This is a genomic window from Aromatoleum sp. (assembly GCF_032027225.1).
Lineage (GTDB): Bacteria > Pseudomonadota > Gammaproteobacteria > Burkholderiales > Rhodocyclaceae > Aromatoleum.
This window is the reverse complement of record NZ_JAVSMM010000015.1, coordinates 17,913-43,054: the sequence shown is the minus strand read 5'-3', so window position 1 is coordinate 43,054 and position 25,142 is coordinate 17,913. Positions and strand designations below refer to the sequence as shown.

General features: G+C 62.9%; 24 protein-coding genes and 3 pseudogenes. 6 read left to right on the top strand and 21 right to left on the bottom strand.

Annotated elements, in window-relative coordinates:
• Nucleotides 1-170: 170 nt before the first annotated feature.
• Together ROZ37_RS15620 and ROZ37_RS15615 are read left to right on the top strand one after the other, a co-directional pair.
• The gene (locus tag ROZ37_RS15620) at nt 171-446 is read left to right on the top strand and encodes a hypothetical protein (RefSeq protein WP_312660672.1); all 276 of its coding nucleotides are present in this window, start codon (nt 171-173) and stop codon (nt 444-446) included.
• 69 nt (nt 447-515) lie between these two features.
• The gene (locus tag ROZ37_RS15615) at nt 516-932 is read left to right on the top strand and encodes a single-stranded DNA-binding protein (protein WP_312660670.1); all 417 of its coding nucleotides are present in this window, start codon (nt 516-518) and stop codon (nt 930-932) included.
• A 1,068-nt stretch (nt 933-2,000) separates the two neighbouring features.
• On the opposite strand, the gene ROZ37_RS15610 is transcribed toward ROZ37_RS15615, so the two are convergent.
• From ROZ37_RS15610 to ROZ37_RS15595, 4 genes are read right to left on the bottom strand one after another with little or no spacing between them, the layout of a single operon-like run.
• A complete protein-coding gene (locus ROZ37_RS15610; RefSeq protein WP_312660668.1) occupies nt 2,001-3,671 on the bottom strand; it encodes an acyl-CoA dehydrogenase in 1,671 nt (556 codons plus the stop codon).
• A gap of 18 nt (nt 3,672-3,689) precedes the next feature.
• Nucleotides 3,690-3,782: an acyl-CoA dehydrogenase N-terminal domain-containing protein gene (locus ROZ37_RS15605; protein ID WP_312660666.1), complete on the bottom strand. Its 93-nt coding sequence runs from the start codon at nt 3,780-3,782 to the stop codon at nt 3,690-3,692.
• 35 nt (nt 3,783-3,817) lie between these two features.
• On the bottom strand, nt 3,818-5,011 hold the full coding sequence (locus tag ROZ37_RS15600) for an acetyl-CoA C-acyltransferase (protein ID WP_312660664.1): 1,194 nt from the start codon (nt 5,009-5,011) through the stop codon (nt 3,818-3,820).
• 16 nt (nt 5,012-5,027) lie between these two features.
• Nucleotides 5,028-7,403, bottom strand: a complete 2,376-nt coding sequence (locus ROZ37_RS15595) for a 3-hydroxyacyl-CoA dehydrogenase/enoyl-CoA hydratase family protein (protein ID WP_312660662.1) — start codon at nt 7,401-7,403, stop codon at nt 5,028-5,030.
• Nucleotides 7,404-7,863: 460 nt separating this feature from the next.
• Here ROZ37_RS15595 and bioB point away from each other — a divergent pair, with 460 nt between their 5' ends.
• The 4 genes and pseudogenes from bioB to ROZ37_RS15570 all read left to right on the top strand — a co-directional run bounded on the left by bioB (nt 7,864) and on the right by ROZ37_RS15570 (nt 11,763).
• Complete coding sequence (gene bioB / locus ROZ37_RS15590; RefSeq protein ID WP_409449970.1) at nt 7,864-8,877, top strand: biotin synthase BioB; 1,014 nt, start codon at nt 7,864-7,866, stop codon at nt 8,875-8,877.
• A gap of 66 nt (nt 8,878-8,943) precedes the next feature.
• Nucleotides 8,944-9,738, top strand: coding sequence for a methyltransferase domain-containing protein (locus ROZ37_RS15585; RefSeq protein ID WP_312660660.1), 795 nt, complete (start codon nt 8,944-8,946; stop codon nt 9,736-9,738).
• A gap of 250 nt (nt 9,739-9,988) precedes the next feature.
• Nucleotides 9,989-10,261, top strand: a pseudogene (locus tag ROZ37_RS15580) (transposase); the annotation flags it as partial.
• A gap of 212 nt (nt 10,262-10,473) precedes the next feature.
• Nucleotides 10,474-11,763, top strand: a pseudogene (locus ROZ37_RS15570) (IS3 family transposase).
• A gap of 15 nt (nt 11,764-11,778) precedes the next feature.
• On the opposite strand, the gene ROZ37_RS22130 reads toward ROZ37_RS15570, so the two are convergent.
• The 17 genes and pseudogenes from ROZ37_RS22130 to ROZ37_RS15490 all read right to left on the bottom strand — a co-directional run bounded on the left by ROZ37_RS22130 (nt 11,779) and on the right by ROZ37_RS15490 (nt 25,142).
• A complete protein-coding gene (locus ROZ37_RS22130) occupies nt 11,779-11,961 on the bottom strand; it encodes a hypothetical protein (RefSeq protein ID WP_409449969.1) in 183 nt (60 codons plus the stop codon).
• Nucleotides 11,898-12,593, bottom strand: coding sequence for a recombinase family protein (locus ROZ37_RS15565; protein WP_312660658.1), 696 nt, complete (start codon nt 12,591-12,593; stop codon nt 11,898-11,900). The genes ROZ37_RS22130 and ROZ37_RS15565 overlap by 64 nt, the downstream gene beginning before the upstream one ends.
• Entirely contained in the window at nt 12,574-12,714 is a 141-nt protein-coding gene (locus ROZ37_RS15560) for a hypothetical protein (protein ID WP_312660656.1), read from the bottom strand. The genes ROZ37_RS15565 and ROZ37_RS15560 overlap by 20 nt, the downstream gene beginning before the upstream one ends.
• Before the next feature lie 248 nt (nt 12,715-12,962).
• Nucleotides 12,963-13,274 (bottom strand): hypothetical protein, encoded by a 312-nt coding sequence (locus ROZ37_RS15555; protein WP_312660654.1) that lies wholly within the window; start codon nt 13,272-13,274, stop codon nt 12,963-12,965.
• A gap of 37 nt (nt 13,275-13,311) precedes the next feature.
• Nucleotides 13,312-13,452 (bottom strand): hypothetical protein, encoded by a 141-nt coding sequence (locus ROZ37_RS15550; protein WP_312660652.1) that lies wholly within the window; start codon nt 13,450-13,452, stop codon nt 13,312-13,314.
• A 135-nt stretch (nt 13,453-13,587) separates the two neighbouring features.
• A pseudogene (locus ROZ37_RS22125) lies at nt 13,588-13,940 on the bottom strand (transposase).
• A gap of 304 nt (nt 13,941-14,244) precedes the next feature.
• On the bottom strand, nt 14,245-14,595 hold the full coding sequence (locus ROZ37_RS15540) for a c-type cytochrome (protein WP_236255155.1): 351 nt from the start codon (nt 14,593-14,595) through the stop codon (nt 14,245-14,247).
• A complete protein-coding gene (locus ROZ37_RS15535) occupies nt 14,592-16,238 on the bottom strand; it encodes an FAD-binding protein (RefSeq protein WP_312660648.1) in 1,647 nt (548 codons plus the stop codon). Before ROZ37_RS15535 ends, ROZ37_RS15540 begins: the two co-directional genes overlap by 4 nt.
• Nucleotides 16,238-16,780 (bottom strand): hypothetical protein, encoded by a 543-nt coding sequence (locus ROZ37_RS15530; RefSeq protein WP_312660646.1) that lies wholly within the window; start codon nt 16,778-16,780, stop codon nt 16,238-16,240. Before ROZ37_RS15530 ends, ROZ37_RS15535 begins: the two co-directional genes overlap by 1 nt.
• A gap of 149 nt (nt 16,781-16,929) precedes the next feature.
• Nucleotides 16,930-17,937, bottom strand: a complete 1,008-nt coding sequence (locus ROZ37_RS15525) for an NAD(P)-dependent alcohol dehydrogenase (protein WP_312660644.1) — start codon at nt 17,935-17,937, stop codon at nt 16,930-16,932.
• A gap of 44 nt (nt 17,938-17,981) precedes the next feature.
• A complete protein-coding gene (locus ROZ37_RS15520) occupies nt 17,982-18,299 on the bottom strand; it encodes a hypothetical protein (RefSeq protein WP_312660642.1) in 318 nt (105 codons plus the stop codon).
• 39 nt (nt 18,300-18,338) lie between these two features.
• Entirely contained in the window at nt 18,339-19,523 is a 1,185-nt protein-coding gene (locus ROZ37_RS15515) for a lipid-transfer protein (protein ID WP_312660640.1), read from the bottom strand.
• A gap of 37 nt (nt 19,524-19,560) precedes the next feature.
• Nucleotides 19,561-20,307, bottom strand: a complete 747-nt coding sequence (locus ROZ37_RS15510) for a glucose 1-dehydrogenase (RefSeq protein WP_312660638.1) — start codon at nt 20,305-20,307, stop codon at nt 19,561-19,563.
• A gap of 41 nt (nt 20,308-20,348) precedes the next feature.
• The gene (locus ROZ37_RS15505) at nt 20,349-21,152 is read right to left on the bottom strand and encodes a glucose 1-dehydrogenase (protein ID WP_312660635.1); all 804 of its coding nucleotides are present in this window, start codon (nt 21,150-21,152) and stop codon (nt 20,349-20,351) included.
• Nucleotides 21,153-21,174: 22 nt separating this feature from the next.
• On the bottom strand, nt 21,175-22,710 hold the full coding sequence (locus ROZ37_RS15500; RefSeq protein WP_312660632.1) for an FAD-binding oxidoreductase: 1,536 nt from the start codon (nt 22,708-22,710) through the stop codon (nt 21,175-21,177).
• A gap of 70 nt (nt 22,711-22,780) precedes the next feature.
• A complete protein-coding gene (locus ROZ37_RS15495) occupies nt 22,781-23,662 on the bottom strand; it encodes an HAD-IIA family hydrolase (RefSeq protein ID WP_409449968.1) in 882 nt (293 codons plus the stop codon).
• Complete coding sequence (locus ROZ37_RS15490) at nt 23,655-25,142, bottom strand: biotin carboxyl carrier protein (protein WP_312660627.1); 1,488 nt, start codon at nt 25,140-25,142, stop codon at nt 23,655-23,657. The genes ROZ37_RS15495 and ROZ37_RS15490 overlap by 8 nt, the downstream gene beginning before the upstream one ends.

Sequence of the window (25,142 nt, the reverse complement as noted above, 5' to 3'; positions counted from 1 at the left end):
TGGCACAACCCGATCCGCCGGGGGCTGCCGACGTCATCGACCGGCGCTGCGGCAGTCCGCCTTGTCAACAGGATGCTGACACAAAGGCCTTTACGGGTAGGGGAGGGACTCCGGCGGATGTGCGACAGGCGCAGGTCCGTGTTGCAAGCATTCACCGCCAACAGGAGGAGTTGTCGCGGCTGACACGCCAGGTGCGGGGGCGAACCTTCTATCTTGCGGTGCATCGGCGCAAGGACACCGGCCAGGTCCACCTGCGCTGGCGGGCGGCAGGCGCCGGGGCCCGCGCGGGTCACATCGCGTGGGGCGTGATCCACGCCCGCTTCGTCCAGCTTCCCGGGGCGCTGCGCGAGTGGTACGAGCGCATCCACCGGTGTGCGATCGAGCTCAATCGGCGCGAGATCGAGGCGCGGCTCGCCCTGCGGCATGCCCGCGAGCGCAATCCATAGAGTTTCACGCGGTCGCGCCACCGGCGTCGGCCGCCGCCGTGTTCTTCCCTGACGCCCAAGGAGAGCATCATGCCGAATGTATTTCGCGGGAAAGGCAATCTCGGCGATACACCCATCCTCAAGCACGTGCCCGTCAAGGGCGCGGACGAGGTCGTCGCCGAGATGCGAGTGTTTTTTGACGACTATGCCTACGACCAGGCCAATGACGCGTATCAGCAGGTCGGCGGATTCTGGATGAGCGTGTCGCTGTGGGGCCAGCGCGGCGAGGACGCAGCGCGCTTGCTGCGACGAGGCGCGCGCGTCCAGGTCGAAGGCGTGCTCAAGCAGTTCATGTACTCGCCCGACGGCGCCTCGGACAAGGTGCCGAGCTTCCAGGTCACTGCCGACGACGTCACCCTGTGCCTAGGCCGGGTCGCGGGCGTCGAGTACAAGCCCAAGCGCGAGCTCGCGGGATCACCCAGCGAGGCGGCTGCCAACGGCACCTAGACCATTCCCGCCGTCTCATCCCATTCGCGCTTAGGTCGGCCAGTCACAACCGGCAGCACACCAGCGCAGTCGTGCCCCATCTCGTCGGCACCAGTGGTGTCCGCGTTCGGTGTACCCCCTTCGGATGTCAGGTTGCACCAAGGATGGGAATTGGACCTTCGTCCCGTTTCCCCGTCACCCGGCAACCCACCAGTTCCTCGGTTGCAACCGTCGCCTCACGTCACGCTGTTCACGGTGACCCGACACGTAATCCGCCTGCGAGGCTTCCAGATCGAGACCATCGAGGGGTAGATCCTACACAAGAAGCAGGCGTGGCCGTGCGAATCTGTTCCGCCGTCCGCCATCTTGATCTGCGCGCAGATTGTCCACAATTGGTGTGGGGAGCGCTGTGGATTGGCTGTGGATAACGCCGATATTGTTCCGCTGGGACTGAATCGCCAGCCAGTGCTCGTTTCTTTGGCGCTTGGGAGAAGGGGCGAAGCCTGAGGACGACGCGCTTAAACGCACGCAAAGATGAAGAAGGTCTGGAGCTCGCCGTCGACCACGCCGAGCTGGGTGTTCCAGTCCGGCAGGCTCCGAACCCTGTTTGAGGTCCGGCCCAAGCGTATTCTACCGACCCAATCGGGAAGCGCTCACTTCCTGAAGAATGGAGGTCACATTTCCCGATCGAATCTTTTGCATTGGTTTGGACCGGATGCTCATAGGCGACAACCGCGGGTGTTGGCGGCCGTACCGGTACTACCTGACTCCAACGCGACGCTGCACGGTGGAGCGCGCGATTTCTCTCATTTGCGCGGTAATGTCAAGTACCGCGATCATCATGGACGCCCTGCCCGTTACATCACTTCCAAGTCAACGCACTGCGTTGATAGTGCATTCTCGGTTCAACGCAACACGGGTTTATCCATTGCGGACCGATACTGGAAGATGACAGGGTCAGATAGTCTCAAGACCCACACTGCAAAAAAAGTCCGGACGCTGAGGTCCGGACCAAATCCTCCTTGGAAAGGGAGGGGGAGAGAACGCGTCATGCCCGCTGCCGTTGTTCGATCACGGAACCGGTGAGGTTCAGGCACCCATACCCCATTCATGTGCTCCATGAGCGACTGTTTCGGCGAGCGCCGAAGCGCCAGTCGCCACATGAGCCATGTAAAAGTGGGCGAGTTCGATTTGCTCGCGATGGAAACGTGCATCCCCCGTGCCATCGCCGAGCCGCCGGCTTGCAGCCAATACCGCCTTCCCCCATTGCCAGGCGCCGCAAACGGTTCCGGCAAGCATGAGGAACGGAACCGCAACGAACATTACGGCGCCGAGGTTCGTCTTGCCACGTTCGATCAGGGATAGTGCAGCCGATTCGAAGTGCACGAGGCTCGCTTCCATAGGAGGAACAAGGCCCTTGATGCGTTGATCGTCTATGGACCTGAGGCTATCGAGATCTGCACGCATGCATGCCAGAAGCTGTTTCAGGCTTGAGCCATTGTCGCGCAGCAATTTCCGCGTTAGCAGGTCATTGGCCTGGATGCCGGTGGTGCCTTCGTAAATCGTCAGGATGCGTGCGTCGCGCATATGCTGGGCGGCCCCAGTCTCCTCGACGAAGCCCATACCGCCGTGGATCTGCACCCCGAGGTAGGCGGAGTCGTTGCCGACCTCGGTGCTCCAGCCCTTCACGATCGGGATCAGGAAATCGACGAGCTGGTGCGCCCGCTCGCGTTCATACGCATCGGTGTGGGCATGGGCGACGTCGAACTGGCCTACGACCCAGTAGGCGAGCATGCGCGCGGCCTGCGTGCGCGACTGCATCAACATCAGCATGCGGCGCACGTCGGGGTGGGCGGCGATCGGCACGCTGCCCTCGCCGGTGAGGGCGTCGCGCCCCTGGATGCGCTCGTGCGCGTAGGCGAGCGCCTGCTGGTACGCGCGCTCGGCGATCGCGATGCCTTGCAGGCCGACGCCAAAACGGGCCTCGTTCATCATCACGAACATGTACTCCAGTCCGTGACTGGGCTCTCCGACGAGATAGCCAATCGCACCACTGTTGTCACCGTACGCCATGACGCATGTGGGACTGGCGTGGATGCCGAGCTTGTGCTCGACGGAAACGCAGCGCACGTCGTTGCGGTCTCCGAGCGCCCCATCGTCGTTGACGAGGTACTTCGGAACGAGAAAGAGCGAGATGCCCTTCACGCCGGGCGGTGCATCGGGCAGGCGCGCGAGAACGAGGTGGAGGATGTTGTCGGTGAGCTGGTGTTCGCCGTAGGTAATGAAGATCTTCTGCCCGAAGATGCGGTAGCTGCCGTCGGCCGCCGGTTCGGCGCGAGCACGCAGGGCGGCGAGGTCGGAGCCCGCCTGTGGTTCCGTGAGGTTCATGGTGCCGCCCCATTGCCCGGAAACCAGTTTCGGCAGGTATTTCTGCTTGATCGGTTCGGATGCGGCGATTTGCAGGGCTTCCGCGGCGCCGGTGGACAGTAGCGGCATCAGAGAGAAAGCGAGGTTCGACGCCTGCCACATCTCCATGACCGCAGCGGCTACCAGCTTGGGCATGCCTTGCCCGCCATATTCATGGGGTGCGGCGATCGTGGGCCAGCCGCCGGCGCGGAATGTCCGATAGGCTTCCTGCCAGCCCGCGGGCGTCGCGACATTCCCGTCCTCCAGGCGGCATCCCTGGATGTCGCCCACCCGGTTCAGCGGGGCGAGCACCTCGCTGGCGAACTTGTCGGCTTCGTCGAGGATCGCCGCCATAACATCCAGGCTTGCATCTTAGTAGCCCGGCAGGGTGGCGATCCCGTCGATGCCGACGACGTCTTGAATGATGAAGCGCATTGCCTGGATCGGCGCAGCATAATGACTCATCGTGACTCCTGGTGTCGGTTTCGGTTCAGCATTCGTCAAAACGCCTCGAAGATGCCTGCGGCACCCATCCCGGTTCCGATGCACATGGTGACCATTCCGTACTTCTTCTTCTCCCGGCGCATGCCATTGACCAGGGTCGCCACGCGGATTGCGCCGGTTGCGCCCAGTGGGTGACCGAGCGCAATGGCGCCGCCTTGCGGGTTAACCTTGGAAGGGTCGATGTCGAGCGTGCGCATGACCGCAAGTGCCTGGGAAGCGAAGGCTTCGTTGAGTTCGAACCAGTCGATGTCGGACTGCTTCAACCCCGCTGCCTTCAAGGCCCGGGGAATTGCTTCGATGGGGCCGATGCCCATCACTTCGGGCGGCACACCGGCGACGGCGAAGCTGACGAAGCGCGCCAGCGGTTCGACGTTGTATCGCTTGAGGGCAGCCTCGCTCATCAGTACGACGGCACCGGCGCCGTCGGACATCTGCGAGGCGTTGCCCGCCGGCACCGAACCTTTTGCGGCAAACACCGGCCTGAGCTTGGCGAGGCTCTCTCTGGTCGTGCCGGCGCGCGGGCCTTCATCGGTGCTGCAGATCGTCTCCACCGTTTTGGGGGCGCCGCACGTACCGATCAGCTGGGCCGTGACCGTGTATGGCGCGATCTCGGCTTCAAACCTGCCCCCGGAGATGGCTGCCAGGGCCTTCTCGTGACTCGACGCACCGAACGCATCCTGGTCGTCGCGGGAAATGTTCCAGCGCTCGGCCACTCGCTCTGCAGTGAGTCCCATGCCGTAAGCGATGCCGATGTTTTCGTCGAGCATCCATCTGGGGTTGGCGTAGAGTCCCTTGCCGAACATTTGGGGCATGACGGACATGGACTCGGCGCCGGCGCCGATCGTCACGTCGGCTTCGCCGAGGCGGATGCGGTCGGCCGCCATGGCGACCGCGTTGAGGCCCGACGAGCAGAAGCGATTGATCGTGACTGCCGGTACGCTGTCCGGCAGGCCGGCCAGCAGGACTCCGACGCGGCCGACGTTCATGCCTTGTTCGCCTTCTGGCATTGCGCAGCCGACGTAGACGTCGGCGATCTCCCGGGGATCGAGTTGGGGAACCCGGGCGACTGCATGTTTGAGCACGTGGGCCAGCATGTCGTCCGGGCGGACGTGACGGAACATGCCGTTGCGCTTTGCAACCGGGGTACGGGCGACGGCAACGAGATAGGCATCCTGATATCGAGTATTCATGAAAGGAGTCTCCTGATCAGTTGCGCAAAGGCTTGCCGTTATTGAGCATATGTTCGATTCGCGCCCGTGATTCGGGTGTTCGGGCAAGGGTCATGAATTGCTGACGTTCGACGTCGAGCAACCATTGCTCGTCCACCAGCGAGCCCGTTTCGACTTCGCCTCCGCACAAGGCGACGGCGATGGCGTGAGCGACGCGATAATCGTGGGGAGAGATGAAACCCCCGTCGCGCATGTTCACCAGCCCGTGGTCGAGTGTGGCGATGCCGCCTCGTCCGGCGACCTTGACGCTGCGCGGGCGCAGGGGAGGGCGGTAGCCGCACTCGCTCAGTGCTCGTGCCTTGCGAATGGCGACGTAGAGGACTTCGTTCGGGTTGAACAGGATGGTGTCGGTCGGCGACACAAGTCCCATGCCTTGGGCCTCCAGCGCATTCTTCGCCGCCTTGCCGGTGGAGACGTGCTGGAAGGCCGCATACACGGCCGGGTTCGGTTCGCCGTACTGTTGTTGTCCGGCCAGGAAGGCGGCGCGCAGGGCGAGCTCCTTGCATCCTCCGCCGGACGGGATGAGCCCGACGGCCGCTTCGACAAGCCCGATGCGTGACTCGAGGGCAACCACCCGATGCGCGCATTGCATCTGGAACTCGCATCCGCCGCCGAGGGCCGTCCCCTGCACCGCTGCGACTGTCGGTACTTGGCTGTAACGCAGCAATCCCGCGGTCCGCTGGAAGTCGGCAACAAAACGCTCCAGGCCGTCGAAATTGCCCTCATCGATCAATGCGAGCACCTCGACGAGATTCGCGCCCACGGCGAAGGGCGGTTCATTCCAGAGCACCAGCCCGTCGTAGTCACGTTCGGCCAGCGTCACGGCCTCGCTGAGGCCCGCAAGAGCCGCCTTGCTCACCGCATGCGACTTCGTTTGCAGACTCGCGATCAGGATGCGCGGATCAATCGCGGGCAGCGTCCACAGCCGCACTGCTTCGTTCTCCCATACCGTGTCGCCATGGTTCCTTGACTCGCCCAACAGCTGGGTGGGGAAGATCTGCCGACGATAGACCGGCAGCGAGGAGCGCGGCACGAGCCGTCCGGCGGTCGCCGACCATGATCCTTCTGCCGCATGGACCCCGTTGCAAGTTGCTACCCATGCCGGCAGCGGCGTAGCGGCCATGGTCTTGCCCGCCTCGATGTCTTCCCGGATCATTTCCGCCACCGTCTGCCACCCGGCCGCCTGCCACATTTCGAACGGCCCTTGCTTCCATCCGTAGCCCCAGCGCATCGCGTAGTCGACGTCTCGCGCACAGTCGGCGATTTCGGCCAAAGTCACGGCGCAGTAATGGAAGATGTCGCGCAGGCAGGACCACAGGAGCTTGGCCTGCCGGTGATCGCTGCTGCGCAAGGCGGTCAGCCGCGCCGCAGCGTCGCCGATCTTCAGGATGTCGTCGACTTCCTGGGCGATCTTGCCGCCTGCGAGGCGGAAGTCGCCTGTGGCGTGATCGAGAACCCTGGTGTCGCGCCCCTCTCTCCGGTAGATGCCGCCGCTGGTCTTCTGTCCGAGCTGCCTCCGGCCGATCAGCGCGGCAGCCCAGGCCGGTACGCTGAAATGGGGAGCCCAGGGATCGTCGGGCAAATTGCGGCCCATTCCCTCAATGACGTTGGCGATGGTGTCGAGGCCGACGACGTCCAGCAGGCGATAAGTGGCGCTTTTCGGCAGGCCGATCTTCGGCCCCGTGAGGGCATCCACTTCGTCGAAATCCAGGCCTAAGCGTTCAGTGTGGTGGATGACGCTCAGCATCCACATCACGCCAATGCGGTTGGCGATGAAATTCGGTGTGTCCTTGGCCCTGACGACCCCTTTGCCGAGGCGCGATACCAGCCACGGCTCGAGGCGGTCGAGTACGTCCGCATCCGTCTGCGGACCGGGAATGAACTCGACCAGCGGCATGTAGCGTGGCGGATTGAAGAAGTGCACGCCGCAGAACCGGTTCCGAAGGTTTTCCGGAAGCACTGCGGACAACTGTGCGAGCGGCAAGCCGGAAGTGTTGGTGGCGAAGATTGCGTCTGGTGATATGAAGGGGGCGATCCGCTGGTAAAGGCGTTCCTTGAGTTCCAGTTTCTCGGCAATGGCCTCGATGATCAGGTCGCACTCTCGAAGCTGGTCGAGATGCTGGTCGTAGTTGGCTGCATCAATGTAGTTCAGCCGTTCGCGGGTGACGAACGGTGCCGGTTCCATCTTCTGCAGGCGCTGCAGTGCTTTGAGGACGATCCCGTTCGGATTGCCTTCGGGGGCCGGGAGATCGAACAGAAGCACTGGAACGTCGGCGTTCGCGAGGTGCGCAGCAATCTGCGCACCCATGACCCCGGCCCCGAGCACCGCTATGCGACGGAAGTTGGAGTTCATCACATCTCCTTTCTGAATGATGGGCATGAGACGCGCCGCCCGTAGGGGCGGACGCTGCTTGTCGCAATCATCGAGCGTGTGCGGGAGTCCGCCCATCCCCTGAATGGGGGGAAGGGGCACTTGCCGGGGCAGGCGCCGGTCGGCGATGCGAAGAAGCGTCTAGCTCAGGAGTCTGAAAAGCGTGATGGTGGCAATATCTGCAACCTTAATGCCGCGGGCTACGCTCGTCAGATTGCGGCAGCAGGCATCCTTTGTCACTGATCAAGGAGACTCAGATACGGAAATTGCTATCCCCCGAATGGGGGTGAAGATGGAGGAGTTATGTGCGGGCGCCCGTGCAGTGTTTTGGATATTGGTGGCAGTATTTGCAACCTCATTGGCGCACGTGATTGCTCAGTGCTGCCTATTCTTGCCTCAGTAGTAGTTGCGTGAAGTCGAAGGCAAGAGGAGACACAATCAAATGCAAGCCGAACCCATCACTATGCATCGCCGCGGCGAACCCGCAGCTCAAATGCGCGATTGCCATACCGCCCGCTGGTCGGTGACGGATGTGGCCGCTCTACTGGATCTGCCTCTACCGGATCTCCTGTTCCGTGCCCAGGAGGTTCACCGGCAACACTTCGACCCCACTGAGATCCAGCTTTCCACGCTGCTTTCGATCAAGACCGGCGGGTGCGCCGAGAACTGCGGCTATTGCTCCCAGTCGGCCCACCACGACGGGCGAGTGCCGGCCGAGCCGATGCTCGACGAGGCGGCCGTGCGGGCTGCCGCCGTCGCCGCCAAGGAGGCCGGGGCGACCCGTTTTTGCATGGGGGCCGCTTGGCGCCAGGTGCGCGACCGGGATCTTCCCGCGCTCGGCCGCCTGGTTGAGACGGTCGTAGGCCTCGGCATGGAAAGCTGCCTCACGGCGGGCATGCTCAAGCCTCACCAGGCACAGGTCCTCAAGGACGCGGGGCTCGATTACTACAATCACAACCTGGATACCGATCCGGGCTACTACGGCCAGGTCGTCACCACCCGCAGCTATCAGGACCGTCTCGACACCCTTGCGACGGTGCGCGAGGCCGGCCTCAAGGTGTGCAGCGGCGGTATCCTCGGCATGGGCGAAAGCCGTGCGCACCGTGCCGGCCTCATCGCCGAGCTGGCCAGTCTGGAGCCGTATCCCGAGTCCGTTCCCATCAACAACCTGGTGGCCATCCCCGGCACGCCGATGGAGAATGCGCCGCCTCTGGATCCGATCGAATTCGTGCGAGTCGTCGCAGTGGCGCGGATCACGATGCCCAAATCCCGGATACGTTTGTCGGCTGGCCGCCGCGAGCTGGGGGAGGCGGCTCAGGCCCTTTGTTTCCTGGCCGGCGCGAATTCCATCTTCTACGGCGACAAGTTGCTTACGACGGGTAATCCGGACTTCGACGAGGATCGGCAGTTCTTCCAGCGCCTGGGACTCAGGGCTGAGGCAGCTGCGGACGTTTGAGCGGGACTGCGCGGAAAGGTTAGCAAACAGTGAACGGAGTTGCGTTCGTGGAGAGGAGCGACGGAGGTGTCGAAACCTGACAAACAGAGCGTCCGGGCGGCGTTCGAGCGCGCGGCCGAAACATATGACGCAGCCGCCGTGGTTCAGCGGGAGGTGTGTGGACGCCTGTTGGACTTTAGCGACCGCCATCCTGTGACCCGCAGTGCCCGGCGAGTCGTCGATGCCGGCTGCGGTACGGGCTATGCGTTGGGGCTCCTGCACGCTCGATTCCTGGATGCCGAAATCATCGCGATGGATTTTGCGCCTGGGATGCTGCTTCGTATGCCGGTAAGGGATGGATATGGCTGCATTCGGCTATGTGCGGACATCGAGCAGCTCCCGCTGGCCAGCGAGTCAGTCGATGTGCTCTGGTCAAGTCTCATGCTGCAATGGTGTGACTCGCAGCGCAGCTTGACGGAGATTGCCCGGGTATTGCGGCCGGGAGGGCGCGCGTGGATTGCCACCTTGGGGCCGCGTACCTTGTGGGAATTGAGGGAGGCCTTTTCCGATATCGACGATGCGCAGCATGTGATCGACTTCGAGTCGCCGGAACAGCTTACAGCTCGCGCGGCTAGTGCCGGGCTGGAGGTCGCCGGGCATGAAGTCGACACAGTCTTCGCCCTCGCTCCCGACCTGGGCGGGCTTCTGAGAGACATCAAAGCCATCGGCGCCCACCAGGTGGGCCCGACGCGTCGGCATGGGCTATTCGGGAAGGGTGTCTGGCGCACCCTTGTCGGTCACTACGAAAGGCACCGGAGAGTCGATGGCTTGTTGCCTGCGAGCTACGACGCGACCTTGTTGTCGCTGGGTAAGCCAGGATGAACGGGAATCGACGGCTCAACGAATCTTGTCGGAGCGCTCCGGGAAGCCAGTAAGCCAGTCGACCAGGTCGTCGGCGATCTGCTCGGGCGACAGGGCGCCACCTGGCTTGTACCAGTTCACGACTCAGTGGAGCGCGCTCAGAAAGTACGCCACTGCCCGTGTGTCCGCACGCGGAACCAGTCCGGCCTTGAATCGCCCCAGGTTTCCTAGACACCCTTTTGCCTCACAATGAGGCGTCATGGAGGTGTTGATGGAAACGAAGAAGGCGCAACGGCGCTTCACCGAAGAGTTCAAGATCGAAGCGGTCAAGCAGGTGACCGAACGGGGGCATCCGGTTGCCGAGGTGTCCGTGAGGCTTGGCGTGAGCGCTTACAGCCTTTACACCTGGATCAAGCGCTATTCGGTTCCCGCGGAGCAGCGCGCCGAGCACGACAGCCAAGCCGACGAGATCCGGCGGCTGAAGGCCGAGTTGCGGCGCGTGACCGAGGAGCGCGACATCCTAAAAAACGCCCTCACGGCATTGCCGTGCCCCATTTGCATAGAAACGGCCGGCGCCTACACTGAAGGGGCACCCGGACCGAGGCCGTCAGCTTCTTGGAGGTATCCGACCCCGTCAAAAAACTTGGCCCCTGGGGCACAAGCGGACCCAACCGTGGTGGCATGTTGCATGACCCCGTTTAGGAAGGTGATCTGATCCGTTGCTCCATCCGGCGTGCGTTATCCGCAGGAGGGATCATGAGAGATCAAAGTCACAACGCCGTCGGACTTCCCGTCATACATGGGCGGGCGGCCGCCATCGATATCGGCGCACGCTTTCACGTTGTTGCGGTTCCACCCGACCTGTGTGGTGAGCCGGTTCGAACCTTCCAGGCCTTCACGGGCGAGATCGAGAAGCTGGCTGAATGGCTGGTTTCAATCGGGATCGAGACCGTGGCGATGGAGTCGACCGGTGTCTACTGGGTACCCGTATTCGAGGTGCTTCAGGATCGGGGAATCGAGGTGGTGGTCGCCAACGCCCGCGAAGCACGCGCGGTGCCTGGGCGCAAGAGCGACGTCAACGATGCTCAGTGGTTGCAGCGGCTACACGCATGTGGGCTCCTGCGAGCGAGCTTTCGTCCCGAGCGCCGCGTACTTTGCCAAGCAGTCCGGGTGAAGTACGCCTTCATCGACGCCCACGCGGCGCTGTATCCCGTGCGTCGCCTGTGTTCAACGATGGCGGTCCATCCGAGCGGTTACTACGCGTGGAAGCAGCAACCCGTCTCCGAGCGCTCGGCTAATGACAAGCGCGTCGAAGCGTTGATTACTCAATGCTGGGAAGCCAGCGGGCGCATCTATGGCTATCGCAAGATCCGCAACGATCTGCACGACATGGGCGAACCGTGTGGCAAGCATCGCGTGGCGCGGCTGATGCGCTTGGCAGGGTTGCGCTCACACACCGGCTATGGACGCCGCCCTGGTCGCTACGGTGGCCGGCCGGCGATGGTCGCGCCGAATCTGCTCGAGCGTCAGTTTGCCCCGACAGCTCCGAACAAGAGCTGGGTGACCGACATCACTTACATCCGGACCCATGAGGGCTGGCTGTACCTGTGCGCGGTGCTCGATCTGTTCTCCCGTCAGGTTGTCGGTTGGTCGATGGGTGAGCGGATGACCAAGGAGCTGGCGTTGAACGCCTTGCTGATGGCAGTGTGGCGTCGCAAACCCACCGAGGAGGTGGTGGTGCATTCGGATCAGGGCAGTCAGTTCAGCAGCCACGACTGACAAGACTTCCTGAAGGCGCACCGTTTGGTACCGAGCATGAGTCGGCGCGGCAACTGCCATGACAATGCGGTCGCGGAAAGCTTCTTTCAGCTTCTGAAGCGGGAACGGATCAAGCGAAAAATCTATGCCGATCGGGCTCAGGCTCGCTCGGATGTGTTCGATTACATCGAGCTCTTCTACAACCCGCGACGACGCCACGGTTTCACCAACCAGCTCTCGCCGGTAGAGTTCGAGCGGCAGTATTTCTTGAAGAACGGAACCGTCTAGGAAACCGGGGGCGATTCAATCTACGATTGCCGTCTGCTTCCCGCTTTTGCCGTATGCGTAGGCCCCGGCGTAGAACGGATTCTTGAGCACCGAGATCACATTACGATAGCGTATCGGCGTCCAGTCGAAGTGCGTCAGTGTCCGGCCGTCGGAGGGGCGCGGGAAGTGAACCTGTTCGGCTCGCAGCGACAGCAGCACTTGCCGTGCGCTGCCCAGTTCGCGGAAACGGGCAAAGACCAGACGTATGACTTCCTGCAATCGCAGGTTCGGATCGAGACCGATCCAACTTCTCGATGCCAGATGTAGCCCACCGGTACGCTGATCCGCAATTCGCCACGGTGAGCCTTGCCGCGTGCGGCATCGAGCATGCGCGTGCGAAGAACGTTGAGCTCGAATTCACTGATGCTGCCCTTCATGCCGAGCAGCAGCCGGTCGTTTGGACGACACGGATCGTACAAGCCATCCAGGTCGATTACCCGCGCCTCCACGAGGCCGCAAAGTTCGAGCAGATGGTGCCAGTCGCGCCCGTTGCGCGCGAGACGTGATGCGTCCAGGCAAAGGACCGCTCCAACTTCGCCCGCACAGAGCAATGCCACAAGGCGCTCGAACCCGGGCCGCGCGACCATTCCGCTCGCCGATCGACCCAGATCATCGTCGATAACCTCGATGTCGCGGAATCCACGACGCTTTGCTTCTTCCACCAGTTCGTATTGGCGGCGCTGGCTTTCGAGATTCATCTGAACCTGCGTCTGGGACGACTGCCGGACGTAGACTACCGCCTTGCGATTGAGCAAAGGCGCAGGCAAACGATCAACGTTCGTTATCGTCATGCTCCTTCGCGGTGCCGACGCCGGCGGCCTGCATCAGCAGGTTCGCAAGATGAGTAATTGCCCTTGTGCGCTGGGCCGAACTCATCCCCTGAAGTTCGACGGGGTTGAACGTCATGTTCATTTGTCGAGGCACCGACCGCCGCGGCGGCAGACCTGCTGGAACGACGTTTGGCCGCTTCTCCATTGCGCTTCTCCCGGACGGTGTTGGAATCGTCGGGCGAGTTTCCTCGCAAACGTCGGTCGACAAGCAGTTGATGCAGATCGCACAACGCCGCCACGGTGACTCTCGGCTCACCCAGTTTCATGGCTGAACACGCGGCAGGATCGAGCATCCATGCTGCGATCACTTTGACTACGCAAGGGTCGGATTCAACGTGAACTACGAACGATGATGGGGCGCACGCCCGCCGGCACAATGCGCGCCAGGCGCGCGAGGAACGCCCGATGCACCCGTGCCTTGCCGTAGTTCCTTTGCGGATGAACCTCCTCGAGCACGGTGAGGGTGCGTCCTCGTACCGGCAGGCCGGCGCGCAACACCTGCCAACTTTGATCACGCGTCAGGTCCGACCAGTCCACGACGAGGACCACCTCTGCGCCCGGCTCGACCACCCACTGAACCAGGCTGCGGTAGATCGCCTCGGTGGCCGCATGCACGTGCGGGTTGCTCAACAGCCGGTCCATGCGTTTGATCCGGTGGCGGACGTATTGCGAACCGCCACTATGGCGTCCCAGCCCACTGACCGTGGGCCCGGCGGCCTTCGATCAGCGCGCCCACGGCCGCGACCAGCGCCCGCAGTCGCGTCTCGTGCATTCCGGTGGTTTCCCTGAGCTTGCGGTGTAACATCTTCAAAGCATGCATGGCCGTCTCCTTCGCGGTTTGGTCGCCACGATTGAGACAAGCAACAGGGCCATGCATGCCCATTTCCAGCCTACAGAATCACGATATCCACCTGCTTTTACAGCCCTTTTCATGGGGATACCTCAGGGCCAGGACCTAGCCGCGCCCGGCTCGGACAATCGTCTGCCGCAGCGACCACGTGCTGCCATAGACGCTGTCGGCGGTCACCCAGGCAAAGGGCACCGCCGTCTCGATGGCGCGCTCGAGCAGGGCCTGGCCAATCTGCGGTTTGGTATGGAAGGCAACTTCATGGGCACGTGCGCTTCGCGCCACGCTTTGGGCAGGTACAGTTCGCGGTCGATGAATGCATAGCCCTGTCGGCTTGCATAGGCCATGAACACGCCGATCTGGCAGTTCTCGATGCGACCGGCCGTGCCCGAGTACTGGCGTTGGACCCCGACGCTGTGCTCGCCCTTCTTGACGAATCCGGTCTCATCGAGCACCAGCACCCCATCCGGATCGCCCAAGTGCTCAATCACATAGGTCCGCAATTGATCTCGCCATCGGGACTGCGGTCGCCCGCAGCCTCAGCCAACTGCCAACCGTTCTTACGCTCCAACGGTTCGAGCAGAACGTGCCGATACCCCCGCCCTCGATCACGCGGTTCGCTGCGCGCAAAACAGTCGGCGATCCGCTCGTTGACGCGCTCGAACTCCGACTGCCACGCTCTTAACAGTTTCGTTTGTATCTCTGAGCCTCCCATTTCTGGCTCTTACCGATCTGCAAACGACGTTCCCAACTCCCGCTGTAGTACTAGTGTGGGTTATTGCGCGACAGGTAGGCTCCCAGAGCATCGAGTTCGGCATCGCTGATCTCCGTCTTGCGGAAAAACGGCATGACCGAAATGCCGTTCCGCACGAATGCCTCGACGGTCTCGGGGGTCAGGTCGAGGCGCTGTTCCAGCGCCCCCGGCAGCGAGCCCTGATAGCGAAGATCAAGGGCCTGCGTTCCCGGATGACCGGGGCCGGTGCCGTGGCAGGAAACACACCATTCCTGGAATACTGCCTGGCCGCGCTCGGCACCTGTCTGTCCGCTGGCTCCTACCGGGCAGGATGCAATCATTATCAACATGGCTGCGCACGCGCCAAGTAAATTTTTCATCATGAATTCTCCCGGTAGCGTTTGGGCCAGATCCCGCCACGCCCTGGCGCCAGGATGCCGCGAGGGTCGATGGCGTCCTTGAGCTGCTCCTGGAATTTCAGCAGGATGTTGTTGTTGAAGGAGTAAGTTGCTGCGACCGCGTCCTGGAATATGGGGGCAGTGCGATATTCGGACCAGCCGTTTTCCGCGGCCAGTTTGATCAGCTTGTTGAAGTCGTCAATGGATTTCCTGTTGCGCTCCTTGTCCGAACGGGAAACGAAAACCGGGAACAGGTAAAGGTAGGTGCGGTACTGCCATGACATGGGCACGTTCGTGACGCTGATCGGGGCCGAGGTGATGTTCATTTCGCGCGCGGCCTTGGTGAAGACCCCGTGTGCGTAAATGAATTCCTCACCATTGCGCGGGACGATCGGTGAAAACCACGCATGGCCGTCTCCAGGCTCGGGCATTGCCGCGGAGCGCGCGCCGATCGAAAAGATCGACATGTTTGGGATGCCCAGCGCGACCTTGTTGCGGACCTTCTTGATGGCTTCCGGGTTTTCGAGGGGGAACGCGTAGTTTTCGATTTCTTCAAAGCGGACGCCGGGAATGGGGGCGAAAACCGTGTTTTTCGCGTATTCCCAGTTGGCGAAGACGGTTTCCTTCGGGCCGTAGAAATTCAGCACGACGTTCCAGAATTCATGGCCCTGTTTTTCGGCGTAGGCCTGGTATTCCTCGACCGTGGAGCCACCCGGACGGCTGTTGAGCGCCATCAATTCGGGCGTGGGTTTGTATATCTCCGGCTCCATCTGCATGCAAAGCGGGTCCATCGGGCAACTGTAGCGCGGATGACCGATCAGGCCCTGATCTTCCATCTTGTTGACGCCGTCGATCAGCGGGATTAGGTCGCGGTATTTCGGGACCTTCACCACGCAACTCAGGAAGTGGTCCGGCTGCGGCTGCATCCAGAAGCCCATCTTGGTGACGATGCCGAAATTGGCCTGGGCAAACAGACCGTCGACATAGGCGCCGTAGCCGTATTTGTTTTCCGCCCAGGTCTTGGAACCGGGTATCGCTGCCATGCCAGTGCGCATGATCTCGCCATCGGGGAGCACCACTTCCATGCCGCAGTGAGAGCCGAAGTGGTCGCGATAATTCATCCACGTGTAACCCAGGCCATGGTCGACCGCATTGCCCAACGGACTGCCCCAGCCGGGATCGGGCACGTCCATCATGACCTTGAAGCCGCGCTCGTGGATGTACTTGTACAAATCGAAGTAGGAGACGCCCGGCTCGACGATGCAGAAATTCCTCTTGTCATCGACTTCGATGACTTTGTTCATGCGTTTGAGATCGACGATGACGTTGCCCGCCATGTTCGGAGCGGAGCCGCCGTAGCCCAGGTTCTTGCCGGTGGAGATGGCGAACATCGGGATCCCGTATTTATTGGCGATACGTACGACGTCCTGGACCTGCTCGACATTTTCCGGAGCGACCGCCGCAGAGGCGACCAGTTCATTGGGCTCTCCCCACTGCAGGGAATAGGCATCCCGGTAAAGATGCATGTCCTCATCGCTCGTGAAAAGCCATTTCTCACCCACGACACGACGAAACTCTTCTAGTGCGGCGTTAAAGTCTTCAGCCTTGACGCCTTTTGGAAGTTTCATTAGACGATCCTCTCGACAGTATCAAAATCATTGCATGCGGAAGCAAAGGAAGACGGTGAGGCAATGACCCACGAAACCAGCGGGATATCATCGTGATCGCCGTCTGCGCCGGGGCGGGACCGCGCCATGATCGACATTGCCGATGAAGCGTGTTCCACATGGCAATGGGACAATATTCCCGCCACGCAAGCGCCAAGGCTGACATGCTGCGAAATGGCGGTTTCGAACGCGTTCAGCATGGGAGCCGGGCCGGACAACCGATGGTCGAGATGCCCGTCGGCGTGGACGTCATGGCGAGCGCGAAAAATGACGCGCAAACCATGATCCCAGCCCAGGCGTTCGAGCACGAACAGGGCGCTGGCGTGGGTCAGGCCGGCAATCGCCACGGGCGCGTGCTGCCACTGTTCGGCAAGATGATCCATCCAGAATCCGGTGACGTCTCCTTCGATGTCATGGATCGAGTGGCCCTGCTGCCGCGCTGCAGCGCCAAAAGCTGCGCTGGCGGGAAAACCGCTGTCGTAGATTGCAGAAAAAAGGGACAAGGAGGTCTTGTCCTGCCTAGGGGCTGGAGCGGAAGAGAGGGCGGGGAGCGAAACCCCGGCAAGTGCCAAACCTCCCATTGCCATCGACCCTTGTAGAAAAACTCTTCTTGAGATCACTGCGAGTCTCCAGGAAGGCTATTGGGATGCGGTCAAAATTCCAGGCATATTTTCCCGAAGTGCCCTCCCGCCTGTTGCAGACGGAACGCATCGGCGATGTTTTTGAGCGCGAATGAGCGGTCGATGACTGGTGTAATCCCAGTCGCTTCGATGGCACGGACCAGTTCGTTCTGATGTTGCCGATTGCCGACAATCAGCCCTTGCAGGCGCTGCTGGCGCTTCATCAGCGCCGCCGTAGGCACGGGCCCTGCTCCCCCTGTGAGCACGCCGATCAATGCGATGTGACCCCCTATCCGGCAGGCCTGGATCGATTGAGCCAAGGTGCCGGGTCCTCCGACTTCGACAATGTGATCGACGCCGCGGCCGCCGGTGAAATCGAGCACGCGCGAAGCCCAATCCGTTTCACGGCGGTAATTGATGACGTGGTTGGCGCCGAGAGCTTTGACACGCTCGAGTTTTTCGTCCGAGGAAGAGGTCGCGATCACGGTCGCGCCCATCGCCTTGGCGAACTGGAGCGCAAAGATCGAAACGCCGCCCGTACCCAGCACGAGTACGCTGTCGCCGGCTTTCAGGCCGCCGTTGCAGATCAGCGCACGCCATGCGGTGAGTCCGGCCGTGGTCAGCGTGGCGGCTTGCGCGTGGCTGTAGTGACGCGGTGCGCGCGTGAAGGCAGTCGCTGGCCGAACGGCGAACTCGCATGCATAGCCATCGGCGCCGTCGCCAGGAGTGGTCGAGAAGTCAGCGATGCGGGGCTCGCCCTCCAGCCACTGCGGAAAGAAAGTCGAGACCACGGCATCGCCCACGGCGAATTCATCGACTCCTTCACCGATTGCCTCGACCACTCCGGCGCCATCGGACATCGGGATGCGCCCGTCGGCCGCGGGCATGGCGCCGATGACGACCCCAAGGTCGTGGAAATTGAGGGAACTGGCGTGAATCCTCACTCTGATCTCGCCCGGTCCGGGCTGGCCAGGATCGGGAAGCTCGACCAGCTCAAGGCGGTCGAGGCCCGCGGGGTTACGTAATCTGATCGCTCTCATGCAATTTACCTTTTGTGAAAAGCGCTGCGGTATTTGCTGCCCGCTCAGCTGCTGAAAACAGCGACTTCGCCGGTCATGTTGTCGAGGGTCATGAGCGTATCGACATGCCTGAGCGTGGGGCGGCATCCAAAAGTCTTTTCGAACGCATGAAGCATTTCTGGCGTGAAGAAAGCTTCCGCGCACGACAAGTTTTTCCAGATGTAAACGCTCGTCCCCGTGCCGTCGGACGAGTCGTAGCAGAAATATTTTTTCACCAAGCCTTCGGTGTTGATGAATTTTTCCCGGGCAGCTTGGAATTTTTCAAGGATTCTTTCCCTGCCCAGGGCGGAAGGAAGTTTGTATTCGACAATTGTCGTGATCACGATCCCACCCTCGCTCGAATAAAGTGAATGCGACCCCGATCAGGCGTTTTTCCCGTACAGGGTCACGACACAGGCGCCGCCCAGCCCCAGATTATGCTGAAGCGCAAGGCGCGCGCGATCCACCTGCCGCGCGCCGGCTTCCCCGCGCAATTGCGACACCAGTTCCGTACATTGAGCGAGGCCGGTCGCACCCAGCGGATGCCCTTTGGACATCAGCCCGCCGGACGGATTGATGACGTATTTGCCGCCGTATGTGTTGTCGCCGCGCGCGATGAAGCCTTCGGCCTCGCCCTCGCCGCAGAGTCCCAGCCCTTCGTAAGTGATGACCTCGTTCGAGGTGAAGCAGTCATGCAGCTCGACGACGTCGACGTCCTGCGGGCCGATCCCCGCCTGCGCGTACACCTGCGCGGCGGCGTTGCGGGTCATGTCGGCGCCGGCGAGATCGATCGAATTGTCGTTGCGGGCCGGACGGTCGGTCGTCATCGCCTGGGCGAGGATCGGGATGCCGCGGGTGAGGCCGTGTCGACGCGCGAACGCCTCGCTGCACACCACGGCCGCGGCCGCGCCGCAGGAAGGCGGGCAGGCTTCGAGACGGGTCAGGTAAGGGGCGAAAATCACCGGCGACTGCATGACCTCGTCGACGGTGAGGGGCTGGTTGAACATCGCCAGGGGGTTGTTCATCGCGTGCTTGCGGGTCTTCACCGCCACTTTTGCAAAGATGTCGGGGTTGGCGCCGGTCTTTTCGATGTAGGCCAGCGCGGCGGAGCCGAACAGGCGATGGGCGTTGGATGCCGGCGGGACGCCCGGCACGATCTTTTCGAGCTGATCTTCCATCTCGAGCAGCGGCGAAGTGCGGTCGTTCCAGACTGCGCCCAGCGCGCCGGGGCGCATTTCCTCGAAACCGAACGCCAAAGCACAGTCGACGCTGCCGGAGAGCACGGCCTGACGGGCGAGGAACAAAGCGGACGAGCCCGACGAGCAGTTGTTGTTGACGTTGAACAGCGGGATGCCGGTCATGCCGACCCGGTACAGGGCGGCCTGGCCGCAGGCGCTGTCGCCGAATACGTAGCTCGCGTAGGCCTGCTGGATCTTGTCGTAGGGCACGTCGGCATCGGCGAGGGCGGCGCGAATGGCTTTCGACGCCATGATTTCGTAGGGCTCCTGGGTGCCGGGCTTGACGAACTTGACCATGCCCACCCCAATTACCTGAACCTGCTCGGACATTGATATTCCTTTGATTGATTTTAAGGGGCGATGACGGTCATCGTGCCAGGTAGCCGCCGTCGACTGCGTAATAACTGCCGGTGACGAAGCTGGCCTTGTCGCTGCTCAGCCAGGCGACGAGATTGGCGACTTCCTCGGTTTCGCCGAGGCGGCGCAAGGCATGCATTTCTTCGAGCTGCTTGCGTGTTTCGGGAGGAACGTTCTGGACCAGCGTGGTATTGATGAATGCCGGTCCGACCGAATTGATGCGGATGCCCTTGCTGCCATATTCCCAGGCGACCGTTTTCGTCAGGCCGACGATGCCGTGCTTGGCAGCGGTGTACGGGGTGATTCCTTCGATGCCGATCTGCCCGGCGATGGAGGAAATATTCACGATCGCGCCGCCGCCGGTTTCGAGCATCGCGCGCAGCTGCGCGCGAACGCCGTAGAACACGCCCGACAGATTGATGTCGATGACGCGTTGCCACTGGGCATCGCTCGTTTCAGCCGTGGGCGTGAATTCGCCGCTGATGCCGGCGTTGTTGCAGGCAACGTCGAGACGGCCGAACGCGCGCCGGGCTGCCTCGACCAGGGTGACGTGGTCCTCGGCGCGGGAAGTGTCGGCGCGTTGGTAGAGGGCTCGCCCGCCGCTTTTTTCGATCAGGGCGGCAGTTTCACGGCCCCATTCGTCGTTGATGTCGGAAACGACGACATTCGCGCCCTCGGCAGCGTAGGTGAGGGCAATGGTGCGGCCGATGCCGTTGCCGGCCCCGGTGACGAGTGCGGTCTTTCCTTCGAGCAGCATAATGTTCTCCTTTGGTCTGGCTTGTCCGGGCGGGTGGGGGATCAATTAATCGTCATGCCCCCGTCCACCACGATTTCGGTTCCGGTGATCCAGCTCGATTGTTCGCTGGCGAGGAAGAGGGCGGCGTTGGCAATGTCGCCGGGGACGCCGGTGCGGCCGATGGGATAGGTTTCGCGCATTTGCCGCAGCGCCGTTTCGCGATCGGCGAAAACTCCGAGGCCGACGAAATCATCCACGAGCTTGCTGCCCATGTCGGTATCGACCAGGCCCGGGTGGATCGAATTGACCCGGATGCCGTGGCCGAGGCGGCCGCACTCGACCGCGGCCGCCTTGCTGAGCAGCCGCACTGCGCCTTTCGAGGCGCTGTACACGCCCAGCGCCGGGGTGCCGATCAGTCCGGCTACCGAGGACAGGTTGATGATGCTGCCGCCTTTGCCCGCGATTCCGCCCGGGCGCATCGTCCGGATGGCGTGCTTGTGGCCGAGGATCACGCCGGCCACATTGACGGCGAGGAGCCGGTTGATGTCGGCGAGCTCGACGTCGGCGAGGAGGCCGGTCTGCTCGATGCCGGCGTTGTTGACGAGGATGTCGAGCCCGCCGAACTGCGCGACTGCGTGTGCCAGCGCGCGTTCCCATTGCGCTTCGTCGGCGACGTCGTGGTGAATGAATGCGGCCCTGCCGCCCTGGTCCCGGATCTGTGCGGCAAGCGCCTCGCCGCGTGCCTCCTGGACGTCCCCGAGAAGCACCGACGCGCCTTCCTCCGCGAAAGCCCGGGCAATCGCGGCGCCGATTCCCGCCGCCGCACCGGAGACGTAAGCGACTTTTCCAGTCAGATTCTGCTTCATGCAATGCACCTCCGCTGCCCGGTCATGAGCGATGAGCCAGGTCGATTCCCGACTTGCCCGGCGACAGGATGTTGTTCGGATCGAAGAGCTGTTTCAGGTCATGGCACAGATCCCGGAACGGCCCGAGCTTGCGCATCAGGTAGTCGCCGGTGGACAGTCCGGTGCGGTAGGGCAGGTAGCCGACCTCGCAGTAGCGGTCGTACATTTCCCGCTCGCACAGCTCGGCGCGGCGGCGCTCTTCGGCATCGCTGCGATCGAACAGCAGCCAGATGATATGGTGCAGATCGCGGCCGGTCCCCAGGATCAGCTCCGCGGCATAATGGAAGCCGTACTTCGCGTAGGTCTCTTCGGCGATCCGGATCTGCTGTTCGACGGCCTCGTTGGTGACCGGAGCGACCGGCGAGATCCACAGCGCCCCCGCCTTGCCTTCCCAGTCCGACATGTCGAATTCCCACAGCGGCTCGCCGCGCATCGCCTTTTCCCGTGCCCGCCAGTAGGGGCTCGCCGCCTGTTCTTCCGCACTCAGGAAGCGGCAGCCGGGAAGGGCCGAGCGGAGCGCGTCTTCGACGATTCCGCGATAGGTCCGGACGGTTTCCGGCAGGCCGTAGAGCGCGCCGGCGAAGTTCCATTCACCCAGCGCGTACGTCTCTTTCAATGCCTTCAGGGTTTCTGCCGGGTAGTCGAAGCGGCGGCCGACCCGGGGCAGGATGTTTTTCCCCTCGCCCCAGCACGCCGTCAGTCCCAGCGCCTTGCGCACGTGGGTGACGCAGGCGCCGTTGGGGATGACCATGTTGAGCTTGAGCGGGCGCAGGATTTCGACCGCCTTGTAGACCGCCTCCGGGTCGTCCATGGTCACCGCGAGCGGTTCGTAGGCCGGCGGGCGCGGCATCAACCAGAAGCCGGCCTTGGTGACGATACCGAAATTGGACTGGGTGAACAGGCCGTCGAGCGACGGTCCGTAGCCCCACTTGAAGACCTGCCAGGTCTGCGAGTTCGGCAGCGTTCCGGTGCCGGTGCGGATCACCTGTCCGTCGGCGAGGACGACTTCCATGCCGCAGCTGAACAGGAACTTCTCTCCCATGGGGGTATATCCGGCGCCGCGCTCGGTGATGTTGCCCAGGCACGAGCCTTCGGGGCTGCCGCTCGGCACATCCATCCACAAGGGAATGTCGTTGTCCCTGAGGTAGCGGTAGAGCTGGGCGAAAGTGACGCCGGGCTCGACCAGGGCGTAGGCGAGCTCAACGTTGACCTCGAGGATCCGGTTCATCCTTTTGAGGTCGATGATCAGGGTCCCCGGGGCGGCGGCACAGGCCATGCCGTAGCCGCGGTTCTGCCCGCCGCTCAAGGTCCATACCGGCGTCTTGGACGCGTTGGCAATCTTCAGCACCTGCTGAAGCTCTGCCGTCGATGCCGGTCGCACCACGGCGGCAGGCAGGATGTCGGCGGTGGCGAGCATGTTGACGGAATATCGCGAAAGGGTTGCGGTGTCGGTCAGCAGATGTTCCGTGCCGACAACGCGCTCGATCTCCTTCAGTGCCTGTTCTACGGTCGGTTTCATTGCACTACGCCTCCGTTGCGTGGATCGCTGGATCCGAATGTCGGTTTGTCCGGGAAAGGGAAGGCGGGGTCTAGAGCGTCTGGCCTTGCAGCAGTCTCAGCAGCTCATCGACGCCGTGCACCGTCAAGTGCGGCCATCGCGCCGGCGGCAAATGTGAAAACGAGTTTGCATCGCCCAGCCCGGTATTGACCGCGATCGCCAATGCGCGCCCGCGGTGCGCCATCGGCACTTCCAGTTCGGGATCGTCGCCGACCACCGCCAGGTCCTTGGCACGCACCCCGAGGCGGCGGGCTGCAGCGCTCAGGGCGTGGAGCGAAGGCTTGCCCACGATCTGCACCCGGCAGCCGGTGACATCCTTGAGCATCGCGGAAATGGCCCGGGACGTGCCCAGCGTCTTGCCCGCCGCGGTGGCGAAAAACAGCGCCTGTGACGAGCTGAAGGCCTCGGCGCCGCCCCACACCGCGTAGCAGGCGGCTTCGAGGTTGTTCATCGTGAATTCGCGATACCAGCCGATCAGCACGGCATCGGCCTCGGGTCTGCCCACCGGAGCGACGACTTCGATCCCCGCCTTGCGCAGCGGCATCGCCAGGCCGTCGCCGCCGAGCACCAGCACGCGCCGGTAGCCGCGCTGGACGAACAGATCCACCGCGCTGCTCGCCGGCGTCATCATCGCCGCGTCGGCCAAAGCGAAGCCGAGCTTGCGCAGCGTCGCGGCATATTCCTCGGGCGAGCGCGTGGTGCCGTTGGTGAAGATCGCGAACGGAAGGCCCTGCTCGCTCAGCCAGTGCGTGATTTCGAGCGCGCCGCGCAGCGGCCGAAGGTCGTGGTTGCGCTCGTTGCCGAGCAGCAAGGTGCCGTCCATGTCGAAGACGAAACCGCGGGTGCGGCCGAGGCGCGCGAGAGTGGTTTCGGGGATGTTCTGTCCGGCAAAAGCGACGCTGTCGTCACGCATGGGCGTTCTCCTTGCTGCCGTTGCCGTGCAGTTCGAGGTGGAAATTCGGCTTGTCGATCACGATGTCGGAGACGCCCGGGCGGGTTTGCAACTCGCGCAGCAGCTTCAGCACCGGTTGCACGTCCGGGTTGTAGTGCCGGCGCGCGGGGCCGGCGGCGAGCATCGCCTCGACCTGCTCCGCCGGCATCGTCGCGCGCAGCAGGAACTCTTCGTCGGAAATGCCGGACGGGAACTGGCGGCGCATTTCCGCCAGGGTCGGCGGCGGCGGCTCGTTCATCAGCTCCTTCGCGCGCGGGCGGGCCAGGATGCGGTCCTTCACCTGGGGGTCGATGACGCCGGTCGGGCGGCCGAAATTGCCGAGGACGTAGCGGATCACCTGGTCCGAGACGTTGGCGTAGCGTTCGTTGCCGATCACGTTGTAGAAGGCCTGCGAGCCGAGCATCTGCGGGAAGGGCGTGACCATGATCGGATAGCCCAGTTCGGCGCGCACCCGGCTCAGCTCTTCCATGACCTCGTCGAAGCGATGTTCGAGCTTCAACTCCGCGAGCTGGCGCCGGGTGGTCGAGATGTAGCCGCCCGCGGCCTGGTGGCGCAGGAAGGCGGCATCGAACTCCTGGGGCATGCCCACCGGCAGGTTCTCGGCGGCGGCGATACGGGTGAAGTAGTCCGACACCAGGGCCAGCGCACGGTCGTCGACGTCCACCGTGTGGCCCAGTTCGCGCAGGTTGGCGACGACGCGCTGCGCGTTCGGCAGCGCCGTGCCGCTGCTCAATGCGCCGCAGCCGACCTGCAGCACATCGATGCCCAACTCGGCGGCAGTCATGTAGGTGATCGGCGCCAGCCCGATGTTGCAGTGCGAATGCAGTTCCAGCGCCTTGCCGCCCAGTTGCGCCTGGATCGCCGGGATCAGCGTGCGCGCCCGCTCGGGCGTCAGGATGCCGGCCGGGTCCTTGATGTAGAGGCGGTCGATGTCGGGCGAGCGGGTCAGTTGCGCGGCGAAGTTCGCGTAGTAAGCATCGTCGTGTACGACGCTGATGGTGTAGGTCAGGGCCGCGATGATCTCGCTGCCGCCGGCCTTGCGCATCATCTGCGCCGATTCGAGCATGGCCTGCGCATCGTTCATCGGGTCCATGACGATGAAGCGCGAAATGCCGTTGATGACGAGCCGGTCATACACGAGCTGCATGAACTCGGGGTGCTGACTCTCCCAGGAGATGAAGCGCAGCCCGGTGCCGATGAATTCCAGCGGGGTGTTGGGCATCGCCGCGTGGGTCAGGCGGATGCGCTCCCACGGATCTTCGCGGTGGGTCTTGATCGCCATCCCCATGTGCGTGCTCGAGGCGTAATTGATGGCACGGAAACCGACCCGGTCGAGGATCGGGGCGATCGACAGGATTTGCGGCGTGTTGAGCCCGGTCGCCCCCCACAGGCTCTGGTTGCCGTCGCGGATCGAGGTGTCGATGAGCTGGAGATGGGCCAT